The following is a 14,084-nucleotide window of genomic DNA, read 5'->3' on the forward strand; positions in this document are numbered from 1 at the left end:
GAGGCAGGCAGACATGGCAACCGAGCACGCCGCACACCACGACGACCACCACCACGCGCCGAGCTTCTTCCAGCGCTGGTTCCTGGCCACCAACCACAAGGACATCGGTACGCTGTACCTGCTGTTCTCGTTGACCATGTTCCTGATCGGCGGCGCCATGGCGCTGGTGATCCGCGCCGAGCTGTTCCAGCCCGGTCTGCAGCTGGTCAATCCGGAATTCTTCAACCAGATGACCACCATGCACGCGCTGATCATGGTGTTTGGTGCGGTCATGCCGGCCTTCGTCGGCCTTGCCAACTGGATGATTCCGCTGATGGTCGGCGCGCCGGACATGGCGCTGCCGCGCATGAACAACTGGTCCTTCTGGATCCTGCCGTTCGCCTTCTCCATGCTGCTGGCCACCCTGTTCATGCCGGGCGGCGCCCCCGCCGCGGGCTGGACGCTGTATCCGCCGCTGGTGCTGCAGGGCGGCTCGAACGTGGCCTTCGCGGTGTTCGCCGTCCACCTGATGGGCATCAGCTCGATCATGGGCGCGATCAACATCATCGCCACCATCCTCAACATGCGCGCTCCGGGCATGGACCTGCTGAAGATGCCGGTCTTCGTCTGGACCTGGCTGATCACCGCCTTCCTGCTGATCGCAGTGATGCCGGTGCTGGCCGGCGCGGTCACCATGCTGCTGACCGACAAGTTCTTCGGCACCAGCTTCTTCAGCGCCGCCGGCGGCGGTGACCCGGTGCTGTTCCAGCACATCTTCTGGTTCTTCGGGCACCCCGAGGTCTACATCATGATCCTGCCGGCCTTCGGCATCGTCAGCGAGATCATTCCGACCTTCTCCCGAAAGCCTCTGTTCGGCTACCAAGCGATGGTCTACGCGACCGCCTCGATCGCCTTCCTGAGCTTCATCGTCTGGGCCCACCACATGTTCACCGTGGGCATGCCGCTGGGCGGCAAGCTGTTCTTCATGTACGCGACCATGCTGATCGCCATCCCCACCGGGGTGAAGGTGTTCAACTGGGTCTCGACCATGTGGAAGAGCTCGATGAGCTTCGAGACGCCGATGCTGTTCGCGGTCGGCTTCGTGATCATGTTCACCATCGGCGGCTTCTCGGGCCTGATGCTGGCGATCACGCCGGCCGACTACCAGTACCACGACACCTATTTCGTGGTCGCCCACTTCCACTACGTGCTGGTCACCGGCGCCGTGTTCTCGATCATGGCGGCGGCCTACTACTGGCTGCCGAAGTGGACCGGGCACATGTACGACGAGCGCCTCGGCAAGATCCATTTCTGGTGGTCGACCATCTCGGTCAACCTGCTGTTCTTCCCGCAGCACTTCCTTGGCCTGGCCGGCATGCCGCGCCGCATCCCGGACTACAACGTCGCCTTCGCCGACTTCAACATGTGGTCCTCGATCGGCGGCTTCGCCTTCGGCTTCGCCCAGATCTTCTTCTGCTACATCGTCTGGAAGTGCGTGAAGGGTGGCCAGAAGGCGTCCGATCGCGTCTGGGAAGGTGCTCGCGGCCTGGAGTGGACCGTGCCTTCGCCGGCCCCGCACCACACCTTCACCACCCCGCCGGTGATCCGTGACCAGGACTTGGCCCACGGTGACGTCACCCACTAAGGGTCCGCACGACCTCCCGCCGCGGCGGGAGGTCGGCCCAAGGAAGCCATGCTGTTGAACGCCCCCGACTCCCCGGAAGCCCGCCGAGCCGCCGCAAGGCGCACGGCATGGTGGGTGGCTGGCATCGCCCTGGGCGTGTACGCCCTGTTCATCTATCTCGGAGCTACCGGTCCGCGATGAGCCCCACTTCTCGCCACGTCCTGCGTCGTGCCGCCTTCGCCAGCCTGGCGGCGTTCACGCTTGCCTTCGCGCTGGTGCCGATCTACCGGATCGCCTGCGAGAAATTGTTCGGCATCCGCTTCGAGGAAGGGCCGGCCGAGGTGCGCGGCTTCGAGGCCGACCTCTCCCGCGAGGTGGTGGTCGAGTTCGACACCAGCGTGAACTCCAAGCTGCCCTGGAGCTTCCGTTACGAAGTGCCGTCGATGAAGGTCAATCCGGGCGTGCTGACCGAGGCGATCTTCTACGCGCGCAACGACTCCGACAAGCCGATCGTCGGCCAGGCCGTGCCCTCGGTGGCGCCGAGCTCGGCGGCGATCTATTTCAACAAGACCGAGTGCTTCTGCTTCACCGAGCAGCTGCTGGCGCCGGGCGAGGAGCGCGCCATGCCGGTGCGCTTCGTCGTCGACCCGGCCCTGCCCGGCAAGACCCAGACGCTCACGCTTTCCTATACGTTCTACAATAACGATCTCGCCACCCGGCGCGTCCGCGAACAGGCGGGCACGCTGGCAGGCAGCCACTGAATCAACGACCTTCCCCGGGGAACTCCATGGCCCAGACCCACGACGCCAACATCTATTACGTGCCGCATCACAGCCACTGGCCGCTGGTCGGCTCGGTCGGCCTGTGCACCACCGTCGTCGGTGCCGCCTCCTGGATCAATGGCGCCGGCTGGGGCCAGTGGATGATGTTCGCCGGCATGGCGATCCTCATCTACATGCTGTTCGGCTGGTTCGGCAACGTGATCAGCGAGTCGATCAAGGGCTACTACAACAAGCAGGTCGACACCTCGTTCCGGATGGGCATGATCTGGTTCATCTTCTCCGAGGTGATGTTCTTCGCCGCCTTCTTCGGCGCGCTGTTCTACGCTCGCGCGCTTTCGGTGCCCTGGCTGGGTGGCGAGGGTGACGGCGCGGCCACGCATTCCCTGCTGTGGCAGGGCTTCGATGGCGCCTGGCCGACCAATGGTCCGGCGGGAGTGGGCGGTCAGTTCGAGCTGATCCCGGCCTACGGTCTGCCGCTGCTGAACACCCTGCTGCTGCTCGCTTCGGGCGTGACCATCACCATCGCCCATCACGCCCTGCGTGCCGGCAAGCGCACCTCCTTGCTGTTCTGGCTGGCCGCGACCGTCGTACTCGGCAGCGTCTTCCTGTACTTCCAGGCGGTTGAGTACATCCACGCCTACCAGGATCTCAACCTGACTCTGTCGTCGGGCATCTATGGCTCGACCTTCTTCATGCTTACCGGCTTCCACGGCATGCACGTGACCCTGGGTGCCATCATGCTGACGGTGATCTGGTTCCGCTGTCTCAAGGGCCACTTCACCAAGGACAACCATTTCGGTTTCGAAGCGGTGGCCTGGTACTGGCACTTCGTCGACGTGGTCTGGCTCGGCCTGTTCCTGTTCGTCTACGTTTTGTAAGCCCCGCGACTCGGGCGCCGCGGCCTTGCTTCGGCGTGGCCCGGAGCCCCTGACCTAGCAGCTTCTTCGGGCCGGGAGACCGGCCCGAAGCGTTTTCTGGCAGCGGGCCCCGAGTCTGCTTCGGGCGGCGTTCCGCCGGAATGCCTAGGGCTGGACGCCGTGCGGCTCGATGATGCCGGTGGCAATGCCGAGCAGGACGAGCAGGATCAGCACCACGGACAGCGCGATGCGCTTGGTGAGCGCATTGACGGTGCGGTTGGTCGTGCCCTTGTCGACCAGCATGTAGTACAGGCCCGCCCCCAGGTTGTAGAGGATGACGAGCAGGAATGCGACGATGACCAGGGTTTTCATGATGCGGGCCAGGGAGGTTGAAACCCGCATTATGGGCGTGCCGACGCGAGTGGGGCGAGAAGGACGGTGAGGCCGGCTCTGCTCCTCGGCTGGGTCTTCGCCCTGCTGCTGGCCTGTCTTTTCGGCGCCCTGGGTGCCTGGCAGTACGGCCGCGGCGTCGCCAAGACCGCGTTCCTCGAGGCCTGGGACAGCGCACTCGAGGCGCCGCCCGAGACGCTGCTGCCCTGGCGGCGGGCTGAGGTCGTCGAGCGCCCGCAGCCGGTTACCGGACGCATCGATGCGCTGGACGGCGGACGCTGGCTGCTGCTCGACAATGCGCGGCGTGGATCGGAGGTGGGCTTGCGCGCCTATTTCATCGCCTCCGTGGGCGATGATCGGGGCCTGCTCGTGGATGCTGGCTGGCTGCCCTTCGACCGCGCCCGCGGCCTGCCTGACATGCCGCCCCTGCCGCGTCAGGAGCCCGCCGACGGGCTGTTGGTGCCCTGGCCGGGGCAGGGTATCGCTCTCGGCGAATCCGGGTTCGCTGCCGCCGGGCAGCCGACCCTGCTACTGCGGCTCGAGCGCGAGAGGCTGGCCGCCGACGCCGGGGTTGATCTGGTCGATGGCCTGCTGCGGCTCGCGCCGCGCGATGGGGCTGCCTTTGCGCGCGATCTCGACGCACTGCCGAATACCCTTCCGGCGGAGAAACACTTCGGCTATGCCCTGCAGTGGTGGGGCCTGGCCTTCGCCACGCTGGTCGTGGCCACCGTCCTGACCCTGCGGAGACGCCCCCGGTGACGAACCCACGCCGCTCGCGACTGACCCTGCTGCTGGTTGCCGCAGCCTTCCTGACCCCCTTCCTGGTCGCCGTGTTCCTGCGCTTCGGCGGCTGGCAGCCGCCCCAGACCCGCAACATCGGCGAGCTGCTGCAGCCGCCGCTGCCCATGCACGAGATCAGCGCAACCCGGGGCGACGACGGCACGGCGTGGACCTTCGAGAACACCGAGCACGAGTGGACGCTGCTGGCCCAGCTGCCGGCCCGATGCGAGGCCGAATGCCGCGCGACCCTCGAAGTGCTGCCCAATGTGCGTATCGCGCTGGCCCGGCACGCCGGGCGGCTGCATCCCTTCGTGCTTGGCAGCGCCCCCGGCACCGAGCTGCCGTTCCCGGCGCTGCGCCTGGCCGGCGAGCTGCCCGCGCCCCTGCGCCTCCAGCCCGAAACGCGCGTGCAGGTCTTCCTGGTCGACCCGCACGGGTTCCTGGTCATGCGCCACGCCGAGGGTTTCGACCCCAACGGCCTGCGCAAGGACCTTTCCCGGCTGATCAAGTAGTCGATTCGAGTCAACCACAAGCAAGCGGAAACGCCTTCGTGAATACCCCCCATCGCCACTATCACCGTCTCGCCTGGGCTGCCGTGCTGCTCGCCGCCTGCGTGATCGTCTTCGGCGGGTTCGTCCGCCTGTCCCACGCCGGGCTGTCCTGCCCCGACTGGCCGACCTGTTACGGCAAGGCGACCTGGCCGAAACACGTCGAGGAGATCGCGGTGGCCAACGAGGCCTTTCCCCAGCGAGCGGTGGAGGTGGGCAAGGCCTGGCGCGAGCAGTTCCACCGCCATATCGCCGCGCTGCTCGGCCTGCTGGTGCTCGGACTTGCCGCGATGTCGGCCCGCCTGCGCCAGCGTGGCCTGCTGCAGGTGCTCGGCGCCTGCGCCCTGGTCGCGGTGTCGATTCCGCTGTACATGAAACAGCATTACGCAGCATCGGCAGTGCTGACGCTGCTCGGCGAGCTGATCCTGATCCGCGCCGCCTGGCGCTGGGACAACAGCGACTTCGCCCGGATCGGCGTGATCATGCTGGCGGTGATCATCGTCCAGGCCACGCTCGGCCTGTGGACCGTCACCTGGCTGCTGAAACCGGTGGTGGTGATGGCTCACCTTCTCGGCGGGCTGACCATGCTTTCGCTGCTGGTCTGGACAGCGTGGCGGGCCACGCCCCGCCACGAGATGGTGGCGGGCGGGGCCGACCGCCTGCGCCGGCTGGTGATCGTCGGCCTGGCGCTGGTCGCGGCGCAGATCGCGCTGGGGGGCTGGACCACGGCGAACTATGCCTCGCTGGCCTGCGGCACCGACTTCCCGACCTGTTCGGGGCAGTGGTGGCCGGAGACCGATTTCGCCGAGGGTTTCGTGCTCTGGCGCGGTATCGGTGTTGACTACGAGGGCGGAGTGCTGGACGGCGCCGCGCGCAATGCCATCCATCTCAGCCACCGGCTGTTCGCCCTGCTGGTGCTCGGCCACCTTGGCGTGTTGATCTGGCGAATGATGCGCACGCCGGGCCTCGCCGGCTGGGGGGCGGGCCTCGGCGTCGTGCTGGCAGGACAGATCGCCCTCGGAATCAGTAACATCGTGTTCGGACTGCCGCTGGCGGTGGCGACCGCGCATCTGGCCGGTGCCGCGCTGATGCTGTTCCTGCTGGTCAGCCTGCTGGCCCGTCTGCGCTCGCCGCGCGCCGCCTGAGTCCTTAGCCCCATGAGCCTGACCGCCGACCAGTACTGGCAGCTGACCAAACCGCGCGTGGTGGCGCTGATCGTGTTCACCGCGGTGGTCGGCATGCTGCTGGCGGTGCCGGGCATCCCGCCCTGGCGCGCGCTGGTCTTCGGAAGCCTCGGCATCTGGCTGGCGGCGGCTTCGGCGGCGGCAATCAATCACCTCATCGACCAGCGCATCGACGCGGTCATGGCCCGCACCCAGCACCGGCCACTGCCGACCGGCTCGCTGCGCCCGCATCAGGTGCTGGTCTTCGCCATCATCCTCGGTGCCCTGTCGATGGGCCTGCTGGTCTGGCAGGTCAATGCGCTGACCGCCTGGCTCACCTTCGGCTCGCTGATCGGCTATGCCATTGTCTACACCGGCTGGCTCAAGCGCGCCACGCCGCAGAACATCGTCATCGGCGGTCTTGCCGGCGCCGCGCCCCCGGCGCTGGGCTGGACCGCGGTGACCGGCGAGCTGCACCCGCATGCGCTGCTGCTGGTGCTGATCATCTTCGTCTGGACCCCGCCGCATTTCTGGGCGCTGGCCATCTACCGCCGCGAGGACTACTCGCGGGCCCAGGTGCCGATGCTGCCGGTGACCCACGGCGTCGAGTACACCCGCTGGCACGTGCTGGCCTACACCATCCTGCTGGTCATCGTGACCCTGTTGCCCTGGCTGACCCGGATGAGCGGGCTGTTCTACCTTGGTGGCGCGGTGATCCTCGGTGCCGGCTTCCTGTACTACGCGATCCGCCTGATGAAGCCGCCCGGCGAGCGCTTCGCGATGGAAGTGTTCAACTATTCGATCATCTACCTGATGGCCCTGTTCGCCTTCCTGCTGATCGACCACTACATCGCCCCGCCGGTCCAGGCCCAGCCGGCGGCGGTCATCGAGTTCCAGCCCGACCCCTAGGCGCCCCCGCCCTCCCGGCTGGCCATACCGCGACGCCCAGGCGGGCAGGCTCGCCTCCACGCGTGGAAGCAGCGCCTGGTAGAGTCGAGCCCGCTCGACTGACCTGCTCAGTCCTCGCCCTGGTCCTCGGTTAACCGGTAGAAGACCAGGCGGTTGCCGGCAGGGTCTATCACCTGCAGCTCCGCGCAGCCCCAGGGCTGGAGCTGGATCTCCGGACGCGCGTTGGAATGGCGTCGCGATTTCAGCTCTTCGGCCAGCGCCGGCAGGTCCTCGAACAGGATGCGCACCGCGCTGCCCGGCGTGGCATCGCCATGATGCTCGCTGAGATGCAGCACGATGGCTCCGCGGGAGACCTGCATGTACAGGGGCAGGTCCGCTTCGAAGCGATGCTCCCAGTCGACCCGGAAGCCGAGGAAGTCGAGGTAGAAGGCCCGCGTTCGGGCCTCGTCGAAGCTGCGCAGGATGGGGATGACGGTGGCCGTCGGCATGCGCGGATGTCAGGCGTCAGGAAGGAGAACTGGAGGCTCAGTCACGGCCTGCATCAGGGGCAGGGCGAGGCGTCGCCTGCTCCGCGGCGTCCGACTGCCCGGAATCCTCTTGCGGAGGCGCGGCTGGAGCCGCCCCGCCGTGGCGCGGGCCGAGGCGCTGCGCCGCCTCGCGGCGGATGCGGCGCTCCAGCCAACGGCGCAGCACCCGGGCGCGGCGTTTGCCCTGCTGCGGGTCGCGGATCGCCGACTCGATCTGGTCCATGACCTGGTCGACATTGCCTGGGGCCGGGCCCATCCGTTCATAGAGCACCGCCCAGAGGTCGATCAGCCGCTCGCTGCGTTCGCCCAGCGCCAGCAGGGCATAGAAGTAACGCGGCTTGCGCCGGTGCGAGAGCAGCAGGTCGAGCACGGCCGCGCCCAGGGTCAGCGGCACCAGGATCAGGTCCCGCGCCGCGTCCACCAGCAGTTTCACCTGGAAGCGCAGCAGGTCGGACACCAGCTGGCCGGCGCCCCGTGCGTCCTCGGCCTCGGAAGAGTGCATCCGGGATTTCCCTGGAAACGGATTCCGCCGTAGCGTAGGGCACCGGCGCCCGCTTCGCATGCGTCCTTGGTCAGGGTGCGTGGTCGGGAGCCTCCCTTCCGCTGATCCGATTGAACCTTCGAGGAGATCCCATGCTTTCTGCCCTCAGTCCGCGACGCCTTGTTCCGCTGCTGCTGCTCATGAGTTGCGTGGTACCGGCGGCGCGTGGCGAGATCGTGCTCAGTGCGCCGCAGAACGCCCCGGTCGACACCCTGATCGAGGTGTCCGCGAGCGGCGCGGTGCCCGAGCGCAGTTTCTTCAGCGTGGTCGCTGTCGATGCCGGCGAGGGCAGCTATGACGCCTACACCTACTACCAGCCCGAGGCCGTAGAGCTCCTGGTTCCGGATCAGCCCGGCAACTGGGAGTTGCGCCTGCTGGGGCCCGACTCACCGTATCCGACGCTTGCCCGCAGACCGATCTCCCTAGTGCGGCCCGAGGCCAGCCTGGAAGCCGCCGCGACGTCGGCGATCGGAGCGCCGGTGACCGTGCGCTGGCGCGGCCCATCGTCTTCGCGGGAGTTCATCACCATCGTGCCGGCCGATGCCGCGGAGGGCAGCTACGAGGCCTACCAGTACGCCAAGGGTGAAGGCAGCGGTGAAGTCAGCCTCGCGGCGCCGGTGCAGCCGGGTGCCTACGAGATCCGTTTCCTGTCCGGCACCCGCTACCTGACGCTGGCCAGCCAACCGCTGGTGGTGGGCGACGTCGAGACCGCCCTCGACTTCCCGGCCAGCGTCGAGGCCGGCGGACGCATCGAAGTGTCGTGGCGCGGCCCCGGCAATCCGCGCGACTTCCTGACCATCGTTGCAGTCGACGCAGCGGAGTCGGACTACGGCGCATACGGCTATACCAGGGACAACCCGGTGCAGCTGCCGGTGCCCGAGACCCCGGGCCGCTACGAGGTCCGCTACCTGGTGGCCGACAGCAGCCGCGTCCTTGCCCGGGCTCCGCTTACCGTGGGCGCCACGCAGGCGTCTTTGCAGGCGCCTGCCGAGGTCGAGGCAGACTCGGAGTTCGAAGTGCTCTTCAGTGGGCCGGACAACGAAGGCGACTACGTGGCCGTGACCCGGGTCGACGATCCGTCGCGCTACCTGACCTACAGCTACACCCGGCGCGGCAGCCCGTTGCCGCTGCGCGCCCCGGCCGAGCCCGGCGAGTACCGCCTGCACTACCTCACCGCCCGAGAGGATCGCTCACTGGCCTCGCAGCCGATCAGGGTCGTGCCCGGGGACGCCCGGGGCAGCCTGAAGGTCCTGGCTGCCCCCGACGGGGTCGGGACGGCGGCCGACGGCGGCGGGGCGCTGACCGTGGCCCTGATCCTCGACGCCTCGGGCAGCATGCTGCAGAGGCTCGACGGCCGACGCCGGATCGAGCTGGCTCGCGAAGCCCTCGACACCCTGGTCGCCGACGGTCTGCCGGACGCGAGCAAGGTGGCCCTGCGGGTGTTCGGGCACCGCAAACCGGACGCTTGCGACACCGAGCTGCTGAGTCCACTGGCAGCGCTGGACCGGACGGCGATGCGCCGGCAGATCGCCGGCATCGAGGCCAGGAACCTCGCCCGCACGCCGATTGCCGACTCGCTGGCCGCGGTGGCCGAAGACCTCGCCGGGGTGGAGGGCAGGGCCGTGGTCGTGCTGGTCACCGACGGCGAGGAAACCTGCGACGGCGATCCCGCGGCGGCCATTGCCGGGCTTCGCCAGCAGGGCTTCCAGGTGGTGCTCAACGTGGTCGGTTTCGCAGTCGATGAGCATGCCCTGGAGCGGGAATTCGCGCGCTGGGCCGAGTTGGGCGGAGGCGCCTATTTTTCCGCCCGCGACGGCGCCGCCCTGGCCGCCGGCGTGCGCCAGGCCGTGCGGCTGCCCTTCGTGGTCCTCCGCGATGGCCGGCGGGTCGGTGCCGGATTCGTCGGTGGCGCGTCGCTGGAACTGCCAGTGGGGCGCTACGAGGTCGAGGTCGCCGGCCAGCGCCAGTCGGTCGAGGTCGCTGCCGGCCGGGAGACCCGCCTCTCCGCTGGAAGCTGAACCAAGGCCCCACCGGTCGCCGCGGCGCAGCCGTCCGCCGGAACTTTCGGGGAAACAGCCTGTCTAGTGGCTCACGGGCTCGCCAGGGTGGCGGGCCCAGCGGGCCGCCTTGCGGCATGGCAGATCGATATGTTGAGAGCGCTGGCGGCGGGGCTGTCGGCACGGGCGGCTGCGCGCCGCCTGCGCCGGGACGGGGCGGTGATCCTGAGGGGCCTGCTCGACCCGGATGAGGTGGATGCCCTGCGCGAGGCGATCGACCGCGCCTGGGTCGACGACAGCCTCGGTGCCATCGCCTCGCTGCCCCCCGACGCGACGAACGTCCCGGCCCGCGCCGACCTGCGCAGCCTGCCCGGCGTGCGCCTGCTGGATCCGCACTGGTCACTGCCCCCTGTGCGCCGCGCCCTGCTGCACCCACGCATCGTCGGCTGCCTGTCGGCGGTCTACGGAACCGCGCCGCTGCTGTTCCAGAGCCAGTCCTTCGAGGACAGCCCGCGCGCGGTGCGCCATCGTGACGACGCCTATCTGGCGCTGAGCCCGAACCGCTCGCTGATGGCGGTGTGGTTGGCGCTGGAGCCGGTCGGCCCGGGGCAGGGCGAGTTGGAGTACGTGCCGGGCAGCCATCGCATTCCGGCTTATGCCTTCGGTGAAGGCCGCACCTGGTTCACTCCGCCGCTCGACGACGGGACCGCCCATCAGCGCTACGTCGACTTCCTGTCCCTTGAGTGCCACCAACGCGGACTCTCGGCACGGCGCTTCCATGCCCGCCCGGGCGACGCGATCATCTGGGACGGCGCCCTGGTCCACGGCAGCGCTCCGATGGTGGGGGCCGTGCGCTCAAGGCGCAGCCTGGTCGCCCACTACTGCGCGGCCAATGTCAGCCCGCGCTACCTGCAGGAGGGCGCGGGACGCCTCGCGCCTGCCGCGGAGCAGCGGGCGCGCTTCTCCACCGGCTTCTATCCCGCCGAGCAGATCAGTCCCCCTGGATGATGTCGGGCCCCTTGCCGGCAGTCTTCTCGTATACGCCCTTGCCAATCTTGCGGTACTGGGTGAAGCCCTTCTCGCCGATCCGCTTCTCGCTCAGCAGGTGCGCACCACCAATGGCCAGGGCCGGCGCCGAGAGCTGTTTGCGCACGGCAGCCCCGCACTCGGGGCAGGCGTTGAGCTCCGCATCGCTCAGCTTCTGCAGCGTGTCGAAGCCTTCGCGGCAGTGAGCGCAGCCGGTTCCGGTGGATCGGTAGGTGTAGATCGGCATATCGAAACCTAGGCTGCGCCGGCCGGCTCGGCGGAGGGCGCAGCCTCGCCGATGGCCAGCGCGCGCCAACGATTGGTGATGTGGCAGAACAGCTGGGCGGTACGCTCGGTGTCGTAGACCGCCGAGTGGGCGTCGTCGCCCGACCAGTCGAGCCCGATCGCCTGCACCGCGCGCGACAGCACGGTCTGGCCGACGGCCAGTCCGGCCAGGCTGACCGTGTCGAAGGTGCTGAACGGATGGAACGGGTTGCGCTTGTGCTGGGTCCGGGCGACGGCAGCGTTGAGGAAGCCGAGGTCGAACGAGGCGTTGTGCCCGACCAGGATCGCCCGCTGGCATTCATGGCGGCGCAGCGCCTGGCGCACCGGCAGGAAGACGTGGTTCAGCGCCTCGCGTTCGGGCAGGGCGCCACGGAACGGATGATCAACATCGATGCCGGTGACCTCAAGGGCCTTGGGGTCGATCTGCGATCCCGGGTAGGGATCGACGTGGGTCGAGGTAATCTCGCCGGGATAGATGCTGCCGTCCTCGCGCATCTCGATCGGGCAGACGGCGATCTCGAGCAGCGCGTGGCGGCTGCAGTCGAAGCCGCCCGTCTCGACATCGACGATCACCGGAAGAAAGCCACGGAAGCGCTCGGCCATGCGGCCGGAAGTGAGGAAGCTGCCCATCCGGGGAAGGATAGCAGCCGCCTCCGTGGCCAGCCTGCCCTCAGCCTGAATAGCGCCAGGAAAGCCCCAGCAGAAGCACGCCGGCGCCGGCCATGGCAAAGCCGATCGTCGGCAACAGCATCGAGAGCGGAAGTCCAAGCGCCAGCAGGGCGCCACCGGCGGCGTAGCCATCCAGCACGGCCTGCGGACTGCCGACGCCCGAGAGCCGATGCAGCAGGGCATCGAGGCTCAGTTTGCCGGGCCCGGTCAGGACCAGGGGCAGCAGCATGACGAAGAAGATCAGCGGAAGCTTGTAGTTGCCGTGGCCCTTGTCCGAGATGGCATAGCCCATCAGCAGGTCGGCCACGCTCTGCCAGTCCGAGGGCCAGTGCACCGCCGCCGTGGCGACGATGGTGAGGACCAGCAGCGAGAACGCGAAGAAGCGCGTCGCCAGTCCAATCAGCAGGGCTACGGCGCCGATCAGCTCGAACCATGTCGCCATGGCCCAGCTGAGGTCCGAGGGCACGACGTTGAACGGAAAAGGAAACTGGTCCTCGATGTTCATGAACCAGTTGCTGCCGGTGAACTTCTCGCGGCCCGCCTCCCAGAATTCCCAGGCGAGGATCAGGCGCAGCCCCAGCGGCGCGAGCCATTCCCCGAGGCCCTCCAGTCGGCTGGCGATGGCGTGGTAGATCGTGGTCGGTGCGCTCATGACGTTTCGGATCCTCTCGTTGCGAAGTCGATCGCCGCGCGGGCGCGGCCCTCGATGACAAGTGGCGAGAAGGGGGTGAAACGGTGCGCGGCATCCCCTGCCGTTCGTCGGAAACCCCAAGCGCCCCCGCGCTGGCGGAAAGCTTAACCCGTCGCAGGCGGGGGGCGGGTAGGGGCGCGAAGAAGACATTCCACAACACCCGAATGTAGGAGCCAGCTTGCTGGCGATCGTCCCATCCGGGGCGACTATCGCCAGCAAGCTGGCTCCTACACACGAAACGGCGCTGCCAGGTCCGGTTTGCTCCGCAAAGCAGACCTTGCCGCAGTCAAATTGTGGGAGCCCCCTTGGGCGCCACCGCGGGGTTTCGCTCTGGCCGCGGTCTGAGGTGAATCTGTAGCGCCGCGGTCGCGCCCAAGGGCACTCCCACAGTCGGGCACCGTTGGGGAGCGGCGAAGGCCTATAGGGTGTGCCTTGGCGCACCGATATGGGCGCTCGGACGGTACGCCCGGTGCGGCAAGCCGCACCCTATGAATGTCTGCTTCGCGCCCGGATCGGCCTCTCGGGCCGGGCCCTAGCGGCTGAGCGCGGCCTTGACCCGGGCCGAGGCCTGACCCATGTCGGCCTTGCCGGCGATGGCGGGCTTGAGCACGCCCATGACCTTGCCCATGTCGGCGGGGCCGGTGGCGCCGGATTCGGCGATGGCTTTGGCGATGGCGGCGTCAAGCTCGGCCTCGCCCATCTGCGCGGGCAGGTAGGCCTGGATCACGCCCATCTCGTAGCGCTCGACCTCGGCCAGGTCCTCGCGGCCGGCCGCCTCGTACTGGCTGATCGAGTCCTTGCGCTGCTTCTGCATCTTCTCCAGCACCGCCAGGACCACGGTATCGGTGATCTCGATGCGCTCGTCCACCTCACGCTGCTTGATCGCTGCATTGATCAGGCGGATCACCGACAGGCGCTGCTTGTCGCCGCTCTTCATCGCGGCCTTCATGTCGTCGGTCAGCTGTTGGCGCAGGCTCATGGCGAATCTCCGTGTGATGCTGGTGGATCAATCTGCCGCACAAACACAAAAAGCCGGCGGCGCGAGGCGCGGCCGGCTTTCTGGGGGACAGCGGCGATCAGTAGAGGCGCTGGCGCTTGGTCACGTCGCGCGAGACGCGACGGAGGTGCCGCTTCACAGCCGCGGCGGCCTTGCGCTTGCGCTCCTGGGTCGGCTTCTCGTAGAACTCGCGCTTGCGGGTCTCGGCGAGGACGCCGGCCTTTTCGCAGGTGCGCTTGAAGCGACGGAGGGCAAACTCAAAAGGCTCGTTTTCGCGGACTTTGACGCTGGGCATGATGTCTCCGGGGTTGATCGCTGA

General features: G+C 68.1%; 17 protein-coding genes. 9 read left to right on the forward strand and 8 right to left on the reverse strand.

Features of this window, described 5'->3' with window-relative positions; genetic code table 11:
- Positions 1 to 13 precede the first annotated feature (13 nt).
- The 3 genes from ctaD (at position 14) to M0G41_RS08220 (ending at position 3,263) form a co-directional block, all read left to right on the forward strand.
- Entirely contained in the window at positions 14 to 1,624 is a 1,611-nt protein-coding gene (gene ctaD / locus M0G41_RS08210; protein WP_248207623.1) for a cytochrome c oxidase subunit I, read from the forward strand.
- Positions 1,625 to 1,800: 176 nt separating this feature from the next.
- A complete protein-coding gene (locus M0G41_RS08215; protein ID WP_248207624.1) occupies positions 1,801 to 2,364 on the forward strand; it encodes a cytochrome c oxidase assembly protein in 564 nt (187 codons plus the stop codon).
- 26 nt (positions 2,365 to 2,390) lie between these two features.
- Positions 2,391 to 3,263, forward strand: a complete 873-nt coding sequence (locus M0G41_RS08220; protein ID WP_248207628.1) for a cytochrome c oxidase subunit 3 — start codon at positions 2,391 to 2,393, stop codon at positions 3,261 to 3,263.
- A 144-nt stretch (positions 3,264 to 3,407) separates the two neighbouring features.
- Here the strand turns inward: M0G41_RS08220 and M0G41_RS08225 are convergent, their stop codons facing one another.
- Complete coding sequence (locus M0G41_RS08225; protein WP_425511240.1) at positions 3,408 to 3,614, reverse strand: twin transmembrane helix small protein; 207 nt, start codon at positions 3,612 to 3,614, stop codon at positions 3,408 to 3,410.
- A gap of 66 nt (positions 3,615 to 3,680) precedes the next feature.
- Here M0G41_RS08225 and M0G41_RS08230 point away from each other — a divergent pair, with 66 nt between their 5' ends.
- From M0G41_RS08230 to cyoE, 4 genes are read left to right on the forward strand one after another with little or no spacing between them, the layout of a single operon-like run.
- Positions 3,681 to 4,391: an SURF1 family protein gene (locus tag M0G41_RS08230; protein ID WP_248207635.1), complete on the forward strand. Its 711-nt coding sequence runs from the start codon at positions 3,681 to 3,683 to the stop codon at positions 4,389 to 4,391.
- The gene (locus M0G41_RS08235; protein WP_248207638.1) at positions 4,388 to 4,924 is read left to right on the forward strand and encodes a hypothetical protein; all 537 of its coding nucleotides are present in this window, start codon (positions 4,388 to 4,390) and stop codon (positions 4,922 to 4,924) included. Before M0G41_RS08230 ends, M0G41_RS08235 begins: the two co-directional genes overlap by 4 nt.
- A 38-nt stretch (positions 4,925 to 4,962) precedes the next feature.
- Positions 4,963 to 6,105 carry a COX15/CtaA family protein gene (locus M0G41_RS08240; RefSeq protein WP_248207641.1) on the forward strand — a complete coding sequence of 381 codons (1,143 nt, stop codon included), beginning with the start codon at positions 4,963 to 4,965 and terminating at the stop codon, positions 6,103 to 6,105.
- Between the two features lie 12 nt (positions 6,106 to 6,117).
- A complete protein-coding gene (gene cyoE, locus M0G41_RS08245) occupies positions 6,118 to 7,032 on the forward strand; it encodes a heme o synthase (RefSeq protein ID WP_248207650.1) in 915 nt (304 codons plus the stop codon).
- 107 nt (positions 7,033 to 7,139) lie between these two features.
- Here the strand turns inward: cyoE and M0G41_RS08250 are convergent, their stop codons facing one another.
- Positions 7,140 to 7,520: a glyoxalase superfamily protein gene (locus M0G41_RS08250; protein ID WP_248207654.1), complete on the reverse strand. Its 381-nt coding sequence runs from the start codon at positions 7,518 to 7,520 to the stop codon at positions 7,140 to 7,142.
- Between the two features lie 37 nt (positions 7,521 to 7,557).
- The gene (locus M0G41_RS08255; protein ID WP_248207661.1) at positions 7,558 to 8,061 is read right to left on the reverse strand and encodes a hypothetical protein; all 504 of its coding nucleotides are present in this window, start codon (positions 8,059 to 8,061) and stop codon (positions 7,558 to 7,560) included.
- A gap of 131 nt (positions 8,062 to 8,192) precedes the next feature.
- Here M0G41_RS08255 and M0G41_RS08260 point away from each other — a divergent pair, with 131 nt between their 5' ends.
- Positions 8,193 to 10,118 carry a vWA domain-containing protein gene (locus M0G41_RS08260; RefSeq protein WP_248207664.1) on the forward strand — a complete coding sequence of 642 codons (1,926 nt, stop codon included), beginning with the start codon at positions 8,193 to 8,195 and terminating at the stop codon, positions 10,116 to 10,118.
- Positions 10,119 to 10,247: 129 nt separating this feature from the next.
- Positions 10,248 to 11,105, forward strand: coding sequence for a phytanoyl-CoA dioxygenase family protein (locus tag M0G41_RS08265; RefSeq protein ID WP_248207667.1), 858 nt, complete (start codon positions 10,248 to 10,250; stop codon positions 11,103 to 11,105).
- Here M0G41_RS08265 and M0G41_RS08270 read toward each other — a convergent pair.
- From M0G41_RS08270 to rpsU, 5 genes are all read right to left on the reverse strand, one after another.
- Positions 11,089 to 11,370, reverse strand: a complete 282-nt coding sequence (locus tag M0G41_RS08270) for an FmdB family zinc ribbon protein (RefSeq protein WP_248207669.1) — start codon at positions 11,368 to 11,370, stop codon at positions 11,089 to 11,091. The two genes, M0G41_RS08265 and M0G41_RS08270, sit on opposite strands and share 17 nt — an antisense overlap.
- Positions 11,371 to 11,378: 8 nt before the next feature.
- Positions 11,379 to 12,038 (reverse strand): ribonuclease T, encoded by a 660-nt coding sequence (gene rnt / locus M0G41_RS08275; RefSeq protein WP_248207676.1) that lies wholly within the window; start codon positions 12,036 to 12,038, stop codon positions 11,379 to 11,381.
- 40 nt (positions 12,039 to 12,078) lie between these two features.
- Positions 12,079 to 12,729: an HvfX family Cu-binding RiPP maturation protein gene (locus M0G41_RS08280; protein ID WP_248207678.1), complete on the reverse strand. Its 651-nt coding sequence runs from the start codon at positions 12,727 to 12,729 to the stop codon at positions 12,079 to 12,081.
- A gap of 571 nt (positions 12,730 to 13,300) precedes the next feature.
- On the reverse strand, positions 13,301 to 13,747 hold the full coding sequence (locus M0G41_RS08285; RefSeq protein WP_248207681.1) for a GatB/YqeY domain-containing protein: 447 nt from the start codon (positions 13,745 to 13,747) through the stop codon (positions 13,301 to 13,303).
- Positions 13,748 to 13,844: 97 nt separating this feature from the next.
- Complete coding sequence (gene rpsU / locus M0G41_RS08290) at positions 13,845 to 14,060, reverse strand: 30S ribosomal protein S21 (RefSeq protein ID WP_137912178.1); 216 nt, start codon at positions 14,058 to 14,060, stop codon at positions 13,845 to 13,847.
- Positions 14,061 to 14,084 lie beyond the last annotated feature (24 nt).

The sequence above is a fragment of the Pseudomarimonas salicorniae genome (assembly GCF_023156535.1).
Taxonomy (GTDB): Bacteria; Pseudomonadota; Gammaproteobacteria; order Xanthomonadales; family Xanthomonadaceae; genus Pseudomarimonas; species Pseudomarimonas salicorniae.